Below are 19,211 nucleotides of genomic sequence, written 5' to 3' on the forward strand. Positions count from 1 at the left end.
TTTCCCATGCAACATCATTTTTAGGGAGAGGTGCCTGCCATGTCCAATTCATCGCAACTCAAGGTTCTTAGCCGGCTAGCGCTTGCCGCGACGGCAGGACTTGTCTTCGCGGCCAATGCCGTTGCTGCCGACAAGACGCTGACCGTCTACACCTATGAAAGCTTCATCACCGAATGGGGGCCGGGTGCCAAGGTCGCCGAAGCTTTCGAGAAGACCTGCGAATGCAAGGTCACCTATGTCGGCGTCGCCGATGGCGTCGAGCTTCTGACCCGCCTCAAGCTCGAAGGCGCGGCCTCCAAGGCCGACATCGTGCTCGGCCTCGATACAAACCTCGTCGCCGAGGCCAAGGCCACCGGCTTCTTCGCGCCGCACGGCATCGAGCCTGCCAACGTCAAGGTACCCGGCGACTTCACCGACGACACCTTCCTTCCCTATGACTACGGCCATTTCGCCGTCGTCTACGACACCCAGACCTTGAAGACGCCGCCGAAGAGCCTGAAGGAACTGGTCGAAGGCGACGCCTCTCAGAAGATCGTCATCGAGGATCCGCGCACCTCGACGCCGGGCCTCGGTCTGCTTCTCTGGGTCAAGGCCGTCTATGGCGACGAAGCCGGCGCCGCCTGGGCCAAGCTCAAGGACAGGGTACTGACCGTAACGCCGGGCTGGTCGGAAGCCTATGGCCTCTTCACCAAGGGCGAAGCGCCGATGGTGCTTTCCTACACCACGTCGCCCGCCTACCACATGGTGGCGGAAAACACCGACCGCTACCAGGCGGCCGAATTCTCGGAAGGTCACTACATCCAGATCGAAGTTGCCGGCATGACCAAGAGCGCCAAGGAGCCGGAGCTTGCCAAGCAGTTTCTCGCCTTCATGACCGGCCCGGAGTTCCAGTCGATCATTCCGACGACCAACTGGATGATGCCGGTCGCGGCGACCAAGGAGCCGCTGCCGGAGGCTTTTAGCAAGCTGGTCAATCCGGAGAAGACTTTCCTGCTGCCGTCGGAAGAGGTGGCGGCGAACCGCAAGGCCTGGATCGACGAATGGCTGGCCGCCATTAGCAAGAACTGAGGCGCATTTGTTCGCGCCTGCCGAAAATCGCATCACGATGACCGCCGGGACTTTAAGTCTCGGCGGTATCCTGCTGTTTGTCGGCCTGGCGATTGCAGCCCTTTTGCTCCAGAGCGGTGACTTCGGCAACAGCGTGCTGTTCGATGCCTATATCTGGCGGGTAACGCGCTTCACCTTGCTGCAGGCGAGCCTTTCGACGCTGCTTTCCGTTGTTCTTGCCATCCCGATCGCACGGGCGCTTGCGCGCCGGCCGAGCTTTCCCGGCCGCGTCTGGGTTCTGCGGGTGATGGCCCTGCCGCTCGGCCTGCCCGTGCTTGTCGGCGCGCTCGGGCTGATCGAGATCTGGGGCCGGCAGGGCGCGCTCAACACCGCCCTCGCCGGCCTCGGGCTGCAGCAGCCGATCAGCATCTACGGCCTTTTCGGCATCCTGCTCGCCCACGTCTTCTTCAACATGCCGCTTATCGCACGTCTCTTTCTCGCCGGGCTCGAGCGCATCCCTTCGGAATACTGGAGAACCGCCGCCAATCTCGGCATGCCGCCAGCCGCACTCTTCCGCTTTGTCGAGTGGCCGGTCCTTCGGGGATTGCTGCCAGGTGCTGCCGGCCTCGTCTTCATGCTCTGCGCCACCAGCTTCACGCTGGTGCTGACGCTCGGCGGCGGGCCTGCCGCCAGCACCATCGAGGTCGCGATCTACCAGGCGCTGCGCTTCGATTTCGACCCGCCGCGGGCGATCGCCCTGTCCGCCCTACAGATCGTCATGACCGGAGCCCTGCTCCTGGCTCTAACGCGTGTCGCGACCGAACCTGCACAAAGCGCAACCGCGGGCAAAATCTCCAGACGCTATGATGCAGGAACCGGCCTCTCCCGGACGTCCGACGCCGGCTGGATCCTGTTCTCGCTGCTCTTCATCGGCGCACCGCTGATCGCCGTCGTCGGTTCCGGCCTGCGTGCGGATCTGGTGAAGCTTGCCGGCGACCCGACCGTGCATCGTGCTCTCGTCACCAGCATTGTCATCGCCGTCCTCTCGGCATTCTTTTGCGTCACCATGGCCGCCGCGATGATCCGCGCCGCCGGCATCGTCGTGGCGCGTCGCCACGCCCCGACCTTGGCCAGGGCATTTGCGGGCACTGTCACCGCCAGCACGTCGCTGGTGCTGCTGGTGCCGCCGGTCGTGCTCGGTGCGGGATGGTTTCTGCTCCTGCGCCCCTTCGGCGATGTCGCCCGTTTCGCCCCCGCCATCGTCGTCGCCATCAACGCATTGATGGCGCTGCCGTTCGTGCACCGGATCCTGGCACCGGCGATGGCAACACATGCCGCACGCACCGACCGACTGACAGCAAGCCTCGGCATCCGCGGCTTCCATCGCCTGCGATGGATCGACTTGCCGCCGCTCCGGAAACCGTTGCTGATGGCGTTCTCCTTCGCCATGGCGCTGTCGCTCGGCGACCTTGGTGCAGTGGCGCTGTTCGGTTCGCAGGACATGGTCACGCTTCCATGGCTGCTCTACAGCCGGATGGGCAGCTATCGCACCGCGGATGCAGCCGGTCTGGCGCTCTTCCTCGGCCTCATCTGCCTGATCTTCACCATGCTCGGCACGGCCGGCGACAGGCGAGTGCCGGAAGGACGAAACGCATGAATTCCCAGGCGGCGGTAGAACTTGTTGGCGTCGACGTTCGTTACGACACCACCGCACTGGACTTCGATTGCGCCATTCAGCCAGGTGGCATCGTCGCAGTTGCCGGGGCCTCCGGGTCGGGAAAGTCGACCCTCTTTCATGTCATCGCCGGTTTCGAGGAGCCGGACCGGGGCGAGGTTCGCATTCTCGGCAAGACGATGTCGGGACAGGCGCCGGCAGAACGACCCGTCTCCGTGATCTTTCAGGACAACAACCTGTTTGCACATCTCGACGTCGCGACCAATGTCGGCTTCGGCATCAGCCCCTCGCTTCGCCTGTCGGTCGCTGATCGCGCACGGATAGACGATGCCCTCGGCCGCGTCGGGCTCGACAGCTTCGGCAAGCGCCTGCCGCCGACGCTGTCCGGCGGCGAACGACAGCGTGTGGCGTTGGCGCGCGCCTTGGTGCGACATCGCCCGCTGCTGCTGCTGGATGAGCCTTTTGCCGCTCTCGATCCCGGCATGAGGGCCGGTATGCGGGCACTGCTGCAGGACCTGCATGATCAGGAAAACAACACGATCCTGATGATCACGCACCATCCCGATGACGTGAGGGCGCTGGCCGATAGCGTGCTTTTTCTGGACCAGGGGCGTATCATCGCCCATGACCCGGTCGAGCGCTTTCTCGAACGGCGCGATATGGCGTCCATCAACCGCTTTCTCGGCAACGCGTGATGCGACGTGGAATCTTGGAGCATTTCCAGGAAAAGTGCGAAGCGGTTTTCCGTCAGGAAATGCGTGGAAACAGGCAGATAGAGCGTTTCCGCGACGTCGTCTAAACCGGAAATGCTCTAGCGCGCGTGGTACTCCGCCACAATTTGACCGCCGCGCCATGCGACGCGCGGATTGTCCGGCCGGAGCGTCACGAATATTCGCGTATCCGTTGCCGTGATACCACGGGGCAACTATTTCTACCGGGGTAAACTAGGCAGGTGGCGCTGAAATCAGATACAGCAAGACCAGGGCTGGAATACTCTTCCCGGATCGGACGTATCCGGCTGAAAAAGTAAGACTTTCAACGCCGCCCGAGTCCCTGTTGTGGGGTGGCGTTGGACGGGAAACGGGCTGAGGCATGGAAAGTCATACAGTCAGAAACGACCGGTTCCCGCCCAAGCGCGGAGGCCTCCGGACACGTGCTGTGGTTGCATTGCTTGCGACGACGCTGCTTTCCGCCTGCCAGTCGGTGATCGAGCAGACCTACGAGCCGACCGTATCGCCGTCCTCCAATCCGCAGATCGTCGACGAAGTCCAGAAGAACGACCCCCGTGCCCAGCTCGGCGCGCGCGAACACCCGCGCATCGTCGCGAGCTACGGCGGGGAGTACAAGGACGCAAAGACGGAGCGGCTGGTCGCCCGCATCGCCGGCGCCCTGACGGCCGTCTCGGAAAACCCGCAGCAGTCCTACCGCATCACCATTCTCAATTCCCCGGCGATCAACGCCTTTGCGCTGCCCGGCGGCTATCTCTATGTCACCCGCGGCCTGCTTGCGCTTGCCAATGACGCGTCCGAGGTTGCGGCCGTGCTGTCGCATGAAATGGCGCACGTCACCGCCAACCATGGCATCGAGCGCCAGCAGCGCGAAGAGGCGGAAGTCATCGCCAGCCGCGTCGTCTCCGAGGTGCTGTCCTCGGATCTCGCCGGCAAGCAGGCACTGGCGCGCGGCAAGCTGCGTCTGGCCGCCTTCTCCCGCAACCAGGAGCTCCAGGCTGACGTCATCGGCGTGCGCATGCTGGGCGAGGCCGGTTACGACCCCTATGCGGCGGCACGCTTCCTCGATTCCATGGCCGCCTACAGCCGCTTCTCCGCGGTCGATCCGGAAGCAGACCAGAGCCTCGACTTCCTATCGAGCCACCCGAATGCCCCGCAGCGCGTCGATCTCGCGCGCCGGCACGCGCGCGCGTTTGGCGCCGAGGGCACCAGCGGCGACCGCGGGCGCGACTATTATCTCGCCGGCATCGACGGCCTGCTCTATGGCGACAGCCCGCAGGAAGGCTATGTCCGCGGCCAGACCTTCATGCATGGCCAGCTCGGCATTCGTTTCGACGTGCCGACCGGCTTCCAGATCGACAACAAGGCAGAAGCGGTCCTGGCAACCGGCCCCGGCGACGTGGCGATCCGTTTCGACGGCATCGCCGATACGGCCCGCAAGAGCCTGACGGATTACATCGCCAGCGGCTGGGTGACCGGCCTGCAGCCCGATACCATCCGTCCGATCAGCGTCAACGGTCTTGAGGCCGCAACGGCCCGCGCGTCTGCCGATCGCTGGGACTTCGACGTCACGGTCGTGCGCATCGACAACCGCATCTACCGCTTCCTGACTGCCGTTCCAAAAGGGTCGCGCGCGCTGGAGCCGACGGCAAACCAGCTGCGCGCAACGTTCCGCAAGATGACGCCGGCCGAAGCACAGTCGCTGAAGCCGCTGCGCATCCGCGTCGCCGTGGTCAAGCCCGGAGAGACGATCGCCATGCTGTCGGCCCGGATGATGGGTACCGACCGCAAGCTCGATCTGTTCCGGCTGATCAACGCCATGCAGGTGACCTCGACCATCAAGCCGGGCGACCGGGTGAAGATCATTTCCGAATAAACGCCAACGGCGCCGCACCATTCAGTCCGACGCCGTCTTATGTCTTCGTGTCAAAGATGCGAAATCGCTTGCCGTGCCCGACGCGCGTTTGACGCGTTGAGGTTTCCGGCGCGAACGTGCAACTGCGTCATCACGTGTTCACCCGTCCTATGGACGGGATGGCCACCCACTGCATGTTTCCTTAAATCCTATTCGATTTAAGGATAAAAACATGCAGCAATTCAAAGTGCTACAGCGACCTTAGCGCGTCTAATAAGACGCGCGGCGCTGTAGGCACGTCTCCCGAAAATGCTTCAGTGCACGACCGATGTCAGCGCCGGAGCCTTGGTTGCCAGCGCCGCCCTGAGCTTTTCAAGCGCCCGCGTCTCGATCTGGCGGACCCGCTCCTTGGAGATGCCGAGGTCGAGCCCGAGCTCCTCCAGCGTTGCGCCTTCCTCTGACAGACGTCGTGCGCGGATGATCCGCATCTCGCGCTCGGTCAGCGCACCCATGGCGTCGTGCAGCCAGATGCGGGCACGCTCGCCGTCGATCATGTCGCTCACCTGTTCGTCAGGCAGCGGCGCGTCGCTTGCGAGAAAGTCGAGGCGCTCTCCCCCATCGGAATCCGCCCCACCGACCGGTGCCTGCAGCGAGGTGTCGCTGCCGGAAAGGCGGGCATCCATGGTCTGGACGTCGGCAATGCTGACCCCGAGTGCGGCGGCAATTTCCTCATGCATAGCCTGCGATGTGAGCTGACGATCGCCTTGGGCAAGCCGCGCGCGCAGCCGGCGAAGATTGAAGAACAGCGCCTTCTGCGCCGAACTGGTGCCGCCACGAACGATCGACCAATTGCGCAGAACGTAGTCCTGCATCGAGGCACGGATCCACCAGGTCGCGTAGGTCGAGAAGCGCACTTCACGGCTGGGCTCGAAGCGCGCGGCGGCTTCGAGCAGGCCTATATGCCCCTCCTGAACGAGATCGCCCATCGGCAGGCCGAAATTGCGGAATTTTGCCGCCATGGAAATGACCAGCCGCATATGCGACATGGCGATCTTGTTGCGGGCGTCCTGATCGTGATCGTTTCGCCAGGCCGTGGCCAGGGCGTGTTCTTCTTCACGCTCGAGATAAGGCGCCTCCATCGCAATCTTGATCATGCGCCTGTCTGCTGTGAGAGTCCTCATCGATCGCTCCATGGCGGGCGCCTGGACGCCGCTAACGGGTGAAGTCCAAGGGCCGGACGGAAGGACCCGACCGACGCCGACGGCGGCTGGTGCGACGACACCGAAGCTTGAAGAACCGGTGCAGCGCCCTACTTCCAAACTACGAAGCTGAATTCTGACAGAAGATCAGAGCACCCAGATCGCCCCGGCAGGAAGGCGGCGCATCCCTGCCGGCTTTGATAAATGCGCGCCGGCGAGAAAAGTTCCCTCGCCCCGACGAAAAAGCTGCAAGCAGGAATGGTGCAAACGAAAAAGCCCGGCGCGATGGCCGGGCTTTGTCTTGTCGTGATGGTATGGGACTGGCGCTCTTTAAGCTGCCTCGTCCTGGGCGTCGTCTTCTTCGATCGCCTTGCCGCGCTTCGGACCCTTGTTAAGATTGGCTTCGACCAGGCGAACAGCCTCGGTCTCGGACATCTTGTTCACGGCCGCGATTTCGCGCGCCATGCGGTCGAGGGCAGCTTCATAGAGCTGGCGTTCGGAATAGGACTGCTCCGGCTGGTTTTCTGCGCGGTAGAGGTCGCGCACGACTTCTGCGATCGAGATCAGATCGCCGGAATTGATCTTGGCATCGTATTCCTGTGCGCGGCGCGACCACATGGTCCGCTTGACGCGAGCCTTGCCCTGCACAACCTTCAACGCGCGATCGACGAAATCGGTCTCCGAGAGCTTGCGCATGCCGATGCTGACGGCCTTGGCGACCGGCACCTTCAGGCGCATCTTGTCCTTTTCGAAATCGATGACAAAAAGCTCAAGCTTCATGCCGGCAACTTCCTGCTCCTCGATAGCGACGATCTGTCCGACGCCATGGGCCGGATAGACAATCGATTCACCGGTCTTGAAGCCGTGGCGTGTCGAAGATTTTTTCTGCTGGGTCGTCATTCGTTTCAAAAACTCCCTGTTTCGCACCCGGCCATTCTTGGCCGGGGCCGGGTCAGTGAGGCCCGGGATAGACGGGGATACCGCCGGGTGGGTCCATCCTGGTCCGTCCAAAGGAACCCAAACAATCCCATCAAACGCGGTCACAATAGAGAGACGCAACGGTGCGTATCTGGAAAAACCGCGCTGTGGAGATCGTTTGCTTTCGTGAGGTTTTCGGGCGCGCAAAAACACCCTCTGTGGATCAGTAGAAGGACCCTATCACAAAAAACTGCGGAAATCAATAATTTGCTGCATGGCAGCCATCAAGCCGCCATTCTCGCAGATGCGAGGGCGGAGCCTGATTTTCCCCAGATTTGACGCCGGGGTCATTATCGTCTCGCCAGCCTCGGCGCACGGACCGAGGCCGAGCGCCTCAGTCGCCCTGGCCGGGTTCGGCAGAGAAGTACTTCTCGTACTTGCCTTCGACCCCGTCCATTTCCTTGGCTTCCGGCATCGCGTCGCGCTTGATGGTGACGTTCGGCCACTTGGTGGCAAAATCAGCGTTCACTTTCAACCACATATCGAGGCCCGGCTCGGTGTCTGGCTTGATGGCCTCGGCAGGACATTCCGGCTCGCAGACGCCGCAATCGATGCATTCATCGGGATGAATGACGAGAAAATTCTCGCCTTCGTAGAAGCAGTCCACCGGGCAGACTTCAACGCAATCCATGTACTTGCAGCGAATGCAATTGTCGGTCACGACATACGTCATGAGGTACTCCAGCCAATGCTCACGTTTGATGGCGGACCGCAATCAATGGTGATGCTCATGTCCGCGCATGCTAGGAATGTCCGGCGCGCATAGCTGCCGAAGCAAGACCGATGCACTCAACGTGGGTTGTCAGGTAAAGGCTTTATGGACCCTTTGCAAGAATATTCAATGCGCAAAACGCCGCGCTGAAGGCAGAGTTTTCTAATCGTCGAGCGGATTGAAACCGGGCTTCAACCGGTCGGTTTCGCGCCGCTCTTTCTTGGTGGGTCGCCCCGCCCCCGGCTCACGCGTCGCGAGGTCAAAAGTCGAGAGCTTTTCCCGCGGCTCCGCCGGCGTCAGGTCCTCGTAGAGCAGCCGCGCCTCATCGAAAGGGCCGCGTCGTTCGCCGGGCAGAAGCACACGCACGATCACGTCGCGCCGCTCGAGCGACACAGCGAGCACATCGCCCGCTTTCACCTGGAAGGAGGACTGCTTGACCCGTTCGTCATTGACAGTGACGTGCCCCGCCTCGATCGCCTTTTGGGCGAGCGAGCGGGACTTCAACAGGCGCGTGAAGAACAGCCATTTGTCGAGACGCTGGCGCGATGCCGGGTTGGACGCAGACTGTTTCTCCATGGCGTTCCTACTTCTTCATCTGCTCCTTGAGAGCGGCAAGCTTGGCAAAGGGCGAATCCGGATCGATCGGCTTCTCCTTGCGCGGCGGGCGCGCCTCGAACTTGGCCGCGTTCGGCTTGCCGCCGCGATCGTGACGATCATGGCGATCCTGCCGCTGGCCACCCTCGGGCTTGCCGTCGTGCCGCTTGCCGCGGGCCGGTGCGCCGGCCTTGCGGCCGCCTTCGCGTCCCTCGCCCTGGCCTTGGCCTTGCCCCTGGCGCGGACCGCCACGGCGCTGATCGCCCTGGTGACGGCCACCCTGGCGCTGATTGTCCTGGCGGGTGCCCGGACGCCAGAGGAGAACCGGCTTGGCTTCGGCAGCCTCGGCACCCTCTTCCGCGGCTGCCTGGGGAGCGGCAGCTTCGCCTTCGGCAGTCGCCGGCTCGACGGAGGCAGGTGCCTCGGTTTCAGCCGCCGGTTCGCCTTCACCGCTTGCATCCGCATCGTCGTGGTCGGCGGCAGCTTCCGTGGACGCCTCGGCCGGGGCTGCAGGCGCCACGCCCTGGCTTGCCAGGAACGCTGCGGCATCCTCGGCCTTCACGCTATCGGCGCGGTAGCCAAGCCCCTTGAGAATTTCTTCCATATCGTCAGGCGTTGCGCCGAGAATGGAGAGCATGGAGGTCGTCGCGGTGAAGCGACGGCCGTCATAGGCGCCTTCGGGACGCGGCTGCGCACCCGGCTTCCACTGCAGCAGCGGACGGATGAGATCCGCCAGACGCTCGAGGATGTCGATGCGAACGGCACGCTTGCCGAGGAAACGGAAGCCCGCGAGCTTGTAGAACGTCCGCTCAAACGAGGGATCGGTAACGACCGAGGTGCGGCCAGCGGCCAGCATCGGGATCAGATCGCCATAGCCAGCCTTGTCGAGGCCATCGTTCTTCAGCGCCCAGAGCAGCGTAATGAGCTCGGCCGGAGCCGGCTTCAACAGCGCGGGCAGGAAGATGTGATAGGCGCCGAAGCGGACGCCATACTTGCGGATCGAGGCGCGACCGTCCTGGTCGAGCGACTTCACCTCTTCGGCGACGTCGCGGCGGAACAGCACGCCGAGATTTTCGACGAGCTGGAATGCCAGCCCCTTGGCGAGGCCTTCGAGATCCTCGGCGCGCGAGATATCGTCAAGCGGTTTCAGCACCGTGCCGATATGATGGTTCACGAAACGCTCGATGCGGGCGACGACATGCTCGCGCGCATTGGCCTGCAGCTGCTCGTCGGCAAGCAGGATGACGCGCGGACGCATGACATGGTCGCTGGCCGCAAGCCGAGCCACGGGATCGCCGAGCCAACGCACCAGTCCGTCGGACGATAGCGCAAGGTCGCCATTGCCGGAGGCGTGCAGACGCGCCGCACGCGCTTCGAACTCGAGCGCCAGCGCCTTCTGCGCAGCACCCTGCACGGCCTTGGCATCCGGTCCGTCTCCGCCGGTCGCCAGCGTAAACCGGAAACCGGTTAGTTGTCCTACGTGATGGCCTTCAACGAAGACGTCACCATTCACACTGATTTCAGCTTCCAGCATAGCATTCTCTCTCAGGCGCTTCATGAGCACAGATGTCCTGCGATCAACAAAGCGTTTCGTCAACCGTTCATGTAGTGCGTCGGACAATCGATCTTCAATTTCCCGCGTCTTTTCTTGCCAGTGTGTCGGATCGGCAAGCCATCCGGGCCGGTTCGACACATAGGTCCAGGTTCTGATCTGCGCGATTCGCGCCGAAAGTGTGTCGATCTCACCATCGGTATAATCCGCCCGACGGACTTGCTCGGCCATGAAATCTTCGTTCACGGCGCCACGTCGGACAAGATCGGCGTAGATCGTGGAGATCAGATCGGCGTGTTGAGCCGGTGTAATGCGGCGATAATCCGGCAATGCACAGGCTTCCCACAATTTTTCGACCCGGTCCGGCGTCGTCGCCAGATCGGCCACTTCGGGATAGCGCGACAAATGTTCGAACGCCTGCTGATCCACCGCAGGTAGAGCGCGCGCAAGCCCCGGAATTGTCGGGGCGGCATCCAGGCTTCGCTTCAACGCGGCAAGCGACGCATAGTCAAACGCCTTGGAGCGCCATTGCAGCACCTTGAGCGGATCGAATTCATGTGACTCGATGCGATGCACCAGCTCGTTGTCGAACGGATCGACCCGGCCGGTGACGCCGAACGTGCCATCGCGCAGGTGCCGCCCGGCACGCCCGGCGATCTGCGCCAGTTCGGCCGGATTGAGGTTGCGGAACTGGTAGCCGTCGAACTTGCGGTCCTGTGCGAAGGCGACATGGTCGACGTCGAGGTTCAATCCCATGCCGATCGCATCGGTCGCCACCAGAAACTCGACGTCGCCTTCCTGATAGAGCGCGACCTGGGCATTGCGCGTGCGCGGCGACAGCGCCCCGAGCACGACGGCAGCGCCGCCGCGCTGACGGCGGATCAGCTCGGCAATCGCATAGACTTCGTCTGCCGAAAAGGCGACGATGGCCGAGCGATGCGGCAGGCGGGTGATTTTCTTCGACCCGGCATAGAGCAGCTGCGACATGCGCGGGCGTTCGACGACGGTGATGCCCGGCAACAATTGTTCGAGGATCGGCCGCATCGTCGCGGCCCCGAGCAGCAGCGTCTCGCCGCGGCCGCGCAGATAGAGCAGCCGGTCGGTGAAGATGTGACCACGCTCGAGATCGCCGGCGAGCTGCACTTCGTCGATCGCCACGAAGGACGCCGTCGTTTCGCGCGGCATCGCCTCGACCGTGCAGACCGAGTAGCGGGCGCGATGTGGGGTGATCTTTTCCTCGCCGGTGATCAGCGCAACGTTGTGATGGCCGACCTTTTCGACAACACGCGTATAGACCTCGCGCGCGAGCAGCCGCAGCGGCAGCCCGATGACGCCGCTATCGTGCGCGATCATGCGCTCGATCGCATAATGCGTCTTGCCGGTATTGGTTGGCCCGAGCACCGCGGTGACGCCGCGGCCGCTCAGGATCATGGGGTGAACGGACACGTCATCGATCCCGGGCATTCAAGAACATAAGAGGCGCCTTTACGCGCCGGCGGCAAACACATGCCCACGCACCGCGGCAAACGCAAGGGGCGCCGGCAACTAAAACCATTTCCCGGCAAACCAGCGCCTGCCCGCACCACCATATCTGGACGTGCGAAATTAAGGTTCGGAACAGCCACGGAACGAATCGGCGACGAATCGCTGACTCCACTCGATTCACTGTATGTTCACGGCTACATATAGATTGCAACTGCCAATATTGCACCACATGCTGAATCAGGTCTCTGGCAGCGCGTGCGCCGTGCACCCCGAGCGTTAATCTGGGTTGCCGAAGCATTAAAGGTGGCAAAGGATTCGGAATCCAAGACTCTGGAAAGTTTAGGAAATTTTAACCGAAGAATCAGGCTGATTCGCCGGAATCAGGGAATGGGAATCGCTGCGTTAACACATCGACCAAAGCCGGAACGAATCGACGACGAATCACAGACATCACTGCGTTCCACATTCGTTCTCCACAACATATGGTATGTCGACGCACGGCAAACAACAGGCCAGAAACCGGCTTTCTCCAACTTGCGGACAGATTCCGGTGCGCCATTAACCTTCTGTCTTTGAACCGAGCAGGCAATAAAAATGAAACGGCGCCCCAAACGGAGCGCCGTCGAAAGTGCGGGCGATAACAGGATCAGACGAAGAACTGTCCGCCATTGGCGGAGATCGTCGACCCCGTGATGAAGCCGGCATCGTCGGATGCGAGGAAAACCACGCAGCGGGCAATCTCCTCCGGCTCGCCCAGACGACCGACCGGGATCTGCGGAATGATCCGCTCGTTGAGAACCTTTTCCGGTATCGCCCGCACCATCTCCGTGCCGATGTAGCCCGGGCAGATGGCATTGACAGTGATGCCTTTGGCAGCCCCTTCCTGGGAGAGTGCCTTGGTGAAGCCGAGATCACCGGCCTTGGCGGCCGAGTAGTTCGCCTGCCCCATCTGGCCCTTCTGGCCGTTGATCGACGAAATATTGATCACCCGCCCGAAGCTGCGGTCCCGCATGCCGGTCCAGACCGGATGGGTCATGTTGAACAGGCCGGTCAGGTTGGTGTTGATCACCTCGCCCCATTGCTCCGGGGTCATCTTGTGGAACATGGCATCACGGGTGATGCCGGCATTGTTGACAAGCACTTCGATCGGCCCAAGGTCGGCCTCGACCTTGGCAATGCCGTCGACGCAGGACTGATAGTTGGAGACATCCCACTTGTAGACCGGGATGCCGGTTTCCTCCTTGAACGCCTGCGCCTTCTCGTCATTGCCGGCGTAGTTGGCAGCAACCTTGTATCCTGCATTCTTCAGCGCGATGGAAATCGCGGCGCCAATGCCGCGTGACCCACCCGTAACCAATGCTACCCTGCTCATGCTCGCCTCCCACTTGATTAATTCAGTTTATCAAAGGCCTTCTTCATCAATTTTTCGCCCATATGCTGCCCGTAGATCCTGGCCGCAGCCTGAAATTGCGGATCAGCGAGCATGGACATTCCGACCTCGCACTTGGTCAGCGCGAGGTTCATCAACAGACTGCTCATCTGGACGACGTAGGATTTGACACTGCCGCTGTCGTCGTTGAGGGCAGCGATCATCAGGTTCTTGAAAACGGTCTCGTCATCGACAGTCGTGTGGTCCAGCATGCACTGGACCACTTTTGCCTGTTCGAACGGCGGAGATGTCGCATGACCCTGGTTCGCCGACGAAGCGACAAACAGGACCGAAAAGATCAACCCGCTGACATGACGCATGCGGTCGGGCCGGTCAGAGACGCTCGACGCACATGGCGACGCCCATGCCGCCACCGATGCACAAGGTCACAAGGCCCTTGGAAACGCCGCGGCGCTTCATTTCGAACAGCAGCGTGTTGAGAACGCGGGCGCCGGACGCGCCGATCGGATGTCCGATCGCAATCGCGCCGCCATTGACGTTGACGATCGACGGATCCCAGCCGAGGTCCTTGTTGACCGCGCAGGCCTGTGCCGCGAAGGCCTCGTTGGCTTCGACGAGTTCGACATCACCGATCGCCCAGCCGGCCTTCTCCAGCGCCTTGCGCGATGCCGGGATCGGGCCTGTGCCCATCACCTGCGGATCGACGCCGGCCGTGGCCCAGGAAACGATGCGCGCGAGCGGCTGAATGCCGCGCTTGGCGGCCTCTGCCTCGGTCATCAGCAGGGTGGCGGCGGCACCGTCATTGAGGCCGGATGCGTTGCCGGCGGTCACGGTTCCCTCCTTGTCGAAGGCCGGACGCAGCTTGGTCATCTGGTCGATGGTCGCGCCATGGCGGATATATTCGTCCTGATCGACGATGACGTCACCCTTGCGGCCCTTGACGACGAACGGAACGATCTCGTCAGCGAAGCGGCCCGCCTTCTGCGCGGCCTCGGCCTTATTCTGCGACGCCAGCGCAAACTGATCCTGCTCCTCGCGGGTCAGCTGCCACTGACGGGCGACATTCTCCGCGGTGATACCCATGTGGTAGCCGTAGAAGGCGTCCGTCAGGCCATCCTTGATCATCGTGTCGATCATCTTGAAGTCGCCCATCTTCACGCCGCCACGCAGGTGCGAGCAATGCGGTGCCATCGACATCGACTCCATGCCGCCGGCAATGATGATTTCTGCATCGCCGGATGCGATCTGCTGCATGCCGAGCGCGACTGCGCGCAGGCCCGAGCCGCAAAGCTGGTTCATGCCCCAGGCGGTCTTTTCTGGCGGAATGCCCGCCTTCATCGCGGCCTGGCGCGCCGGGTTCTGGCCTTCGCCTGCCTGCAGCACCTGCCCGAGGATCACTTCATCGACCTCGTTCGCCTCGACGCCGGCGCGTTCGAGTACCGCCTTGATGACGGCGGCGCCAAGCTCGTGGGCCGGTGTGTTGCCGAAGGCACCGTTGAAGGATCCGACGGCGGTACGTGCCGCGCTGGCGATCACGATGGAGGGATTGCTCATGGGGGACGTTTCCTCAGATTTTCTTGCGTGACGACAGCAGACTGGCAAAGCGCGGGGCGCAAGTCAAACGCCTTGATGCACTGCCGCAAAACCGTCATCCCCTGCCGACCGCGAGATTTCGCACTTGCGTCGCCGCATCGCACAAAGACATTGTCAGCGGCATTCGTTTGCGGATACTCTGAAAAGTAGAAAAAGACGGACCGCGGGTAATGAGGAGAGCCTGATGGCGAAGAACGACGGCCAGATCGTAATCAAGAAATATGCGAACCGGCGGCTCTACAACACCGGGACCAGCACCTACGTCACGCTCGACGACCTGGCCGTGATGGTGAAGAAGGGCGAGGAGTTTACCGTACAGGACGCCAAATCAGGCGAAGACATTACCCATTCGGTTCTGACGCAGATCATCTTCGAGCAGGAATCCAAGACCGGCAACACGCTGCTGCCGATTTCGTTCCTGCGCCAGCTGATTTCCTTCTACGGCGACCAGATGCAGATGGTCGTGCCGAGCTATCTCGAGCACTCGATGCAGGCCTTCACCGAGCAGCAGGTGCAGATGCGGGAGCAGATCAACAAGGCCTTCGGCGACACGCCGCTCGGCAAGAACCTGCAGGCGCCGCTGCAACTGGTCGAGGAGCAGGTTCGGCGCAACACAGAGATGTTCCATCAGGCGATGCAGATGTTTTCGCCGTTCATCGCCTCGCCTCCGGTCAAGGAGACCAAGAAGGCGGAAGCCAAGGATATCGACGAGTTGAAGGAGCAATTGCGCGCCCTTCAGACCAAGCTCGACAATCTCGGCTGAGCGTATCGCGACGGCGCCGCGGTCCTCATCGGCACGCGGCGATGTGAGCGTTCTTCTTCAGTCCGCTTCAAAGACCGATTGAAACGTCCCGGCCGGCCGATCGCATCGACACGGAGAAGCCGGCGATGACGTCGATGAAGCTGATCGTCATCAGGATGAAGAAGATTTGTGTGGCCGCCGGGGCGACCAGTAGGAACTCGACCAGGAACGCGATGAAGAGCACCATCGACAACAGATGGTCCATCAGCGCCCGCGTGCCGGTGCGGGTCGCCTTGAGAATTTCCACGAAAAGCAGAAGCAAGGCCACGACGATCAGGAGATCGCCGAAGCTCATGGCCCATGTCGCGCCGGACAGCATGGACAGCGACATCACGCCGGCACCGAGGCCAGCCGTGCCGCCGAAAAGGCCGAGCATGGCAAGGTTGTAGATGGCAAAGGGCAGGATCAGCAATGGAATGGCGGCAAGCATGAACAAATGCGCTCCCTCTTCAATGAGTGATCGCTACATGCGCCACGTGACGCCAGAGATCACCACGCCGACTTAATACCAACCTCTCCGTCGAGAAGATGTCAGGCATGCAAAAGAAAAGGGCTGGCAAAGCCAGCCCTTTAACTCGGTCCGCCAATGTCAGCGCTTATGCGCTTTCCTTCGGGGTCAGAACCTGACGACCACGGTACATGCCGGTCTTCAGGTCGATGTGGTGCGGGCGACGCAGTTCACCGGAGTTCTTGTCTTCGATGTAGGTCGGCGTCTTGAGGGCGTCAGCAGAACGGCGCATGCCACGCTTGGACGGGCTCGTTTTTCTTTTAGGTACAGCCATTTCATTCTCCACTTATCGGGCAAAACACTGTTCAGCAGCCGAAATGGCCGTATAAAACAGATGTTAATCACGGAAATTTGGCGCGCTTATACATGGCGAACTGCCGCTTGACCAGTCCCCGAGCGCAATTTTTCGACTCCTCCTCGCAAGGAAGTCGAATCAGACTTCTTCCTCGGCAACGATCCACGGTTCCGCTCGTGCGGCCGCTTCCCATTTCCGGGATGCCGGATGCGCCTTTACTCGCTCCATATATCCCAACGTCGTGGGGTCGCTAACGAGATTGTAGACGTCGAAGCGGTTAACCACAGGCGCGTACATCGCATCCGCAGCCGTGAACGACCCGAAAAGGAACGGACCGCCGGAGCGCGCGAGCGCGTCGGCCCAGATCGTCTCGATGCGGGCGACATCGGCGCGCACGTCGCCCGAAACCCCAAGCGTCTGTTTCTGCCGGCGAATGTTCATCGGGCAGGCGCTGCGCAAGGCACGAAAGCCGGAGAGCATTTCGCAGGCATAGCTGCGCGCCCGCGCCCGGTCCTGTTGGTCTGCCGGCCAAAGCCCGGCATCCGGAAACAGTTCGGCGACATATTCGATGATCGCCAGCGACTCCCAGATCTTGACGTCGCCATGCTCGAGAAGCGGCACACGCCCGGTCGGCGAGATTTCCCGCAGCTTCGGGTTTCCGGCCGCAAAATCGAAGGGAATGACCACGTCCTCGAAGGCAATGCCTGAGGCTTCGAGCGCCAGCCACGGTCGCAGCGACCAGGACGAATAGTTCTTGTTGCCGACGTAAAGGACGAGTTTGTTCAAGATTGGATCTCCCTATGCACCCTGCTGCAACCATTACAGCGCCGCGCGTCTTATTAGACGCGCAAAGGTCGCTGTAGCACTTTGAATGGCTGCATGTTTTTATCCTTAAATCGAATAGGATTTAAGGAAACATGCAGTAGGCCACGGCGAGCATCAGGACCAATGAATAGGCGTCATCTCAATCATAAAGGCAGGTGATGTATCCGCCCGATCGGCTGGCCCGGCGCTCGATCAGTGATGCCAGGCGTTTCAGTCCGCGCCCCGGTTTTCCGGCGTTGCGCTCTTTCGGGTTGGGCAGCGACACGGCGAGAAGAGCGGCCTGGCGCCTGGAAAGCTTGGCGGCGGAAACGCCGAAATGGTGGCGGGCGGCAGCCTCGATGCCGTAGATACCGTCACCCCATTCGGCGACATTCAGGTAGATCTCCATCATCCGCTGTTTGCTCCAGACGAAGTCGGCGGCGATGGCGAGCGGCAGTTCCATCGCCTTGCGCACGAAGGAGCGGCCGTTCCAGAGGAAGAGGTTCTTCACCGTCTGCATCGGGATGGTGCTGGCGCCGCGCGTCGATTCCCCATCGAGCGCATCCTCAACCACGCCCCGCATCTGCCCCCAGTCGACGCCGTCGTGGATGCAGAACTGGCCATCCTCCGACATCATCACCGATTGCACCAGCACCGGCGCTATCTTGTCGAACTCGACCCACTGTCGGTCATAGCCGCGCAGCAGCACGAGGTCGCGCAGCATCAGCGTCGAAACCGGGCGAATGAAGTCGATGAGATAGAGCGCAATCAGCGCATAGGGCAGAAGCAACAGGCCAAGAACGACGAAAATGATGCGACGGCGATGCAGGCGCCACGTCCGACGGAGGGACGACCAGCGACTGGCGGGCATATCGCCCTCCTCACGCGCCTCGGGAACGATGTCCACGGCCTGACTGTCCACCTCTCTGTCCATCCGTTTCTCTTAGTGCATGGGCTGGCAAAGTTGAACGGGCTTTCTGGCAAAAGGCAAGGCACTCACAGGTCTGTCCTCGACAAAGCGCACTGCCGCGACACGAAAGCCCGTTGAAAGCGCCTTTCGCGCATGTCAAAGAGCGCTCATGAGACAGGAAACACCGACCTTCGAGACCCAACTGAAACGCAACGCGCTCGCGATCGAGACGCTGCTGGGGCGCCTGCTGGGTTTGAGCATCGAACCCGACGAGATCGGCCGCCCGGAAAACCTGCTCGGCGCGATGCGTCACGGCGTCCTCAACGGCGGCAAGCGGTTGCGCCCGTTTCTGGTGATCGAATGCGCCAGCCTGCTGGGCGGACGCTTCGATGCAGCGCTGCGGGTCGGTGCGGCGCTCGAATGCGTCCACTGCTACTCTCTGGTCCATGACGACCTGCCGGCGATGGACGACGACGACATCCGGCGCGGCCAGCCGACCGTACACAAGGCTTTCGACGAGGCGACTGCGATCCTTGCCGGCGACAGCCTGCTGACCTTCGCCTTCGACATCATCGCATCGCCGGAGACGCCGCTTGCCGACGCACAGAAGGCGGCGCTTGTCCTCGCGCTGGCGCGTGCTGCCGGCCATGGCGGCATGGCCGGTGGACAGGCGCTCGACCTTGCGGCGGAGAAATCCACTCCCGACGAAGCCGGCATCGTCACCCTTCAGGCGATGAAGACAGGCGCGCTTCTGCGCTTTGCCTGCGAGGCGGGCGCGATCGTCGCCGGAGCAGACGCGAACGACCGTCACCGTCTGCGCAGCTTCGGCGAAAAGATCGGCCTTGCCTTCCAGCTCGCCGACGACCTGCTTGACCTCACCGCCGACGCCGAGACCATGGGCAAGGCAACCGGCAAGGATGCCGCACGCGGCAAGGGCACGCTCGTCGCGCTCCACGGACAGGCCTGGGCCGAGACCCGGCTGGAACAACTGGTGGCGGAGGCAGAGGCGCTGCTCGAACCCTATGGCGAGCGCTCGTCGATCCTTGCCGAAACCGCCCGCTTCATCGCCAATCGCAGGAATTGA

Annotated in this window: 18 protein-coding genes; 6 read left to right on the forward strand and 12 right to left on the reverse strand. The window is 62.0% G+C overall.

The features are described from left to right. The first annotated feature begins 39 nt into the window (after positions 1-39). The 4 genes from thiB to IB264_RS18025 all read left to right on the forward strand — a co-directional run bounded on the left by thiB (position 40) and on the right by IB264_RS18025 (position 5,326). Positions 40-1,068 carry a thiamine ABC transporter substrate binding subunit gene (thiB, locus tag IB264_RS18010; protein WP_025425211.1) on the forward strand — a complete coding sequence of 343 codons (1,029 nt, stop codon included), beginning with the start codon at positions 40-42 and terminating at the stop codon, positions 1,066-1,068. A 31-nt stretch (positions 1,069-1,099) separates the two neighbouring features. Then, positions 1,100-2,704 (forward strand): thiamine/thiamine pyrophosphate ABC transporter permease ThiP, encoded by a 1,605-nt coding sequence (gene thiP / locus IB264_RS18015; protein WP_025425212.1) that lies wholly within the window; start codon positions 1,100-1,102, stop codon positions 2,702-2,704. Continuing rightward, complete coding sequence (locus tag IB264_RS18020; RefSeq protein WP_192433872.1) at positions 2,701-3,417, forward strand: ATP-binding cassette domain-containing protein; 717 nt, start codon at positions 2,701-2,703, stop codon at positions 3,415-3,417. The genes thiP and IB264_RS18020 overlap by 4 nt, the downstream gene beginning before the upstream one ends. A gap of 397 nt (positions 3,418-3,814) precedes the next feature. Next, complete coding sequence (locus tag IB264_RS18025; RefSeq protein ID WP_025425214.1) at positions 3,815-5,326, forward strand: M48 family metalloprotease; 1,512 nt, start codon at positions 3,815-3,817, stop codon at positions 5,324-5,326. A gap of 293 nt (positions 5,327-5,619) precedes the next feature. Here the strand turns inward: IB264_RS18025 and IB264_RS18030 are convergent, their stop codons facing one another. From IB264_RS18030 to IB264_RS18065, 8 genes are all read right to left on the reverse strand, one after another. Further along, positions 5,620-6,486, reverse strand: coding sequence for an RNA polymerase factor sigma-32 (locus IB264_RS18030; protein ID WP_025425215.1), 867 nt, complete (start codon positions 6,484-6,486; stop codon positions 5,620-5,622). A gap of 348 nt (positions 6,487-6,834) precedes the next feature. After that, positions 6,835-7,404: a CarD family transcriptional regulator gene (locus IB264_RS18035; RefSeq protein WP_025425216.1), complete on the reverse strand. Its 570-nt coding sequence runs from the start codon at positions 7,402-7,404 to the stop codon at positions 6,835-6,837. A gap of 412 nt (positions 7,405-7,816) precedes the next feature. Continuing rightward, complete coding sequence (gene fdxA / locus IB264_RS18040; RefSeq protein ID WP_025425217.1) at positions 7,817-8,155, reverse strand: ferredoxin FdxA; 339 nt, start codon at positions 8,153-8,155, stop codon at positions 7,817-7,819. A gap of 201 nt (positions 8,156-8,356) precedes the next feature. Beyond that, the gene (locus IB264_RS18045; RefSeq protein WP_025425218.1) at positions 8,357-8,770 is read right to left on the reverse strand and encodes an RNA-binding S4 domain-containing protein; all 414 of its coding nucleotides are present in this window, start codon (positions 8,768-8,770) and stop codon (positions 8,357-8,359) included. A 7-nt stretch (positions 8,771-8,777) separates the two neighbouring features. After that, positions 8,778-11,771 carry a DEAD/DEAH box helicase gene (locus IB264_RS18050; protein ID WP_063997122.1) on the reverse strand — a complete coding sequence of 998 codons (2,994 nt, stop codon included), beginning with the start codon at positions 11,769-11,771 and terminating at the stop codon, positions 8,778-8,780. A 700-nt stretch (positions 11,772-12,471) separates the two neighbouring features. Further along, positions 12,472-13,197 (reverse strand): beta-ketoacyl-ACP reductase, encoded by a 726-nt coding sequence (locus IB264_RS18055; protein ID WP_025425220.1) that lies wholly within the window; start codon positions 13,195-13,197, stop codon positions 12,472-12,474. A gap of 17 nt (positions 13,198-13,214) precedes the next feature. Then, positions 13,215-13,574 carry a hypothetical protein gene (locus IB264_RS18060; RefSeq protein WP_025425221.1) on the reverse strand — a complete coding sequence of 120 codons (360 nt, stop codon included), beginning with the start codon at positions 13,572-13,574 and terminating at the stop codon, positions 13,215-13,217. 13 nt (positions 13,575-13,587) lie between these two features. Then, positions 13,588-14,769, reverse strand: a complete 1,182-nt coding sequence (locus IB264_RS18065; RefSeq protein WP_025425222.1) for an acetyl-CoA C-acetyltransferase — start codon at positions 14,767-14,769, stop codon at positions 13,588-13,590. Between the two features lie 223 nt (positions 14,770-14,992). Between IB264_RS18065 and phaR the strand changes: the two genes are divergently transcribed. Beyond that, on the forward strand, positions 14,993-15,571 hold the full coding sequence (gene phaR, locus IB264_RS18070; RefSeq protein ID WP_025425223.1) for a polyhydroxyalkanoate synthesis repressor PhaR: 579 nt from the start codon (positions 14,993-14,995) through the stop codon (positions 15,569-15,571). A gap of 67 nt (positions 15,572-15,638) precedes the next feature. Here phaR and IB264_RS18075 read toward each other — a convergent pair whose 3' ends face one another. The 4 genes from IB264_RS18075 to mtgA form a co-directional block, all read right to left on the reverse strand. Continuing rightward, complete coding sequence (locus tag IB264_RS18075) at positions 15,639-16,040, reverse strand: hypothetical protein (RefSeq protein WP_025425224.1); 402 nt, start codon at positions 16,038-16,040, stop codon at positions 15,639-15,641. A gap of 166 nt (positions 16,041-16,206) precedes the next feature. Beyond that, positions 16,207-16,392 carry a 50S ribosomal protein L32 gene (gene rpmF / locus IB264_RS18080; RefSeq protein WP_025425225.1) on the reverse strand — a complete coding sequence of 62 codons (186 nt, stop codon included), beginning with the start codon at positions 16,390-16,392 and terminating at the stop codon, positions 16,207-16,209. Between the two features lie 159 nt (positions 16,393-16,551). Continuing rightward, positions 16,552-17,199, reverse strand: a complete 648-nt coding sequence (locus tag IB264_RS18085) for a glutathione S-transferase family protein (protein ID WP_025425226.1) — start codon at positions 17,197-17,199, stop codon at positions 16,552-16,554. Between the two features lie 178 nt (positions 17,200-17,377). Continuing rightward, complete coding sequence (mtgA, locus tag IB264_RS18090) at positions 17,378-18,124, reverse strand: monofunctional biosynthetic peptidoglycan transglycosylase (protein WP_025425227.1); 747 nt, start codon at positions 18,122-18,124, stop codon at positions 17,378-17,380. A 172-nt stretch (positions 18,125-18,296) separates the two neighbouring features. On the opposite strand from mtgA, the gene IB264_RS18095 reads away from it, so the two are divergent. Next, a complete protein-coding gene (locus tag IB264_RS18095) occupies positions 18,297-19,211 on the forward strand; it encodes a polyprenyl synthetase family protein (protein WP_025425228.1) in 915 nt (304 codons plus the stop codon).

Source organism: Ensifer sp. ENS11, from assembly GCF_014851895.1.
GTDB lineage: Bacteria > Pseudomonadota > Alphaproteobacteria > Rhizobiales > Rhizobiaceae > Ensifer > Ensifer canadensis.

Coding starts and splice junctions, on each gene's coding strand:
- IB264_RS18065 (WP_025425222.1), bottom strand. CDS start 14,769: ATGAGCAATCCCTCCATCGTGATCGCCAGCGCGGCACGTACCGCCGTC.
- IB264_RS18055 (WP_025425220.1), bottom strand. CDS start 13,197: ATGAGCAGGGTAGCATTGGTTACGGGTGGGTCACGCGGCATTGGCGCC.
- IB264_RS18075 (WP_025425224.1), bottom strand. CDS start 16,040: ATGCTTGCCGCCATTCCATTGCTGATCCTGCCCTTTGCCATCTACAAC.
- IB264_RS18025 (WP_025425214.1), top strand. CDS start 3,815: ATGGAAAGTCATACAGTCAGAAACGACCGGTTCCCGCCCAAGCGCGGA.
- phaR (WP_025425223.1), top strand. CDS start 14,993: ATGGCGAAGAACGACGGCCAGATCGTAATCAAGAAATATGCGAACCGG.
- IB264_RS18060 (WP_025425221.1), bottom strand. CDS start 13,574: ATGCGTCATGTCAGCGGGTTGATCTTTTCGGTCCTGTTTGTCGCTTCG.
- IB264_RS18045 (WP_025425218.1), bottom strand. CDS start 8,770: ATGGAGAAACAGTCTGCGTCCAACCCGGCATCGCGCCAGCGTCTCGAC.
- IB264_RS18050 (WP_063997122.1), bottom strand. CDS start 11,771: ATGATCCTGAGCGGCCGCGGCGTCACCGCGGTGCTCGGGCCAACCAAT.
- thiB (WP_025425211.1), top strand. CDS start 40: ATGTCCAATTCATCGCAACTCAAGGTTCTTAGCCGGCTAGCGCTTGCC.
- IB264_RS18020 (WP_192433872.1), top strand. CDS start 2,701: ATGAATTCCCAGGCGGCGGTAGAACTTGTTGGCGTCGACGTTCGTTAC.
- rpmF (WP_025425225.1), bottom strand. CDS start 16,392: ATGGCTGTACCTAAAAGAAAAACGAGCCCGTCCAAGCGTGGCATGCGC.
- fdxA (WP_025425217.1), bottom strand. CDS start 8,155: ATGACGTATGTCGTGACCGACAATTGCATTCGCTGCAAGTACATGGAT.
- IB264_RS18030 (WP_025425215.1), bottom strand. CDS start 6,486: ATGAGGACTCTCACAGCAGACAGGCGCATGATCAAGATTGCGATGGAG.
- IB264_RS18035 (WP_025425216.1), bottom strand. CDS start 7,404: ATGACGACCCAGCAGAAAAAATCTTCGACACGCCACGGCTTCAAGACC.
- IB264_RS18095 (WP_025425228.1), top strand. CDS start 18,297: ATGAGACAGGAAACACCGACCTTCGAGACCCAACTGAAACGCAACGCG.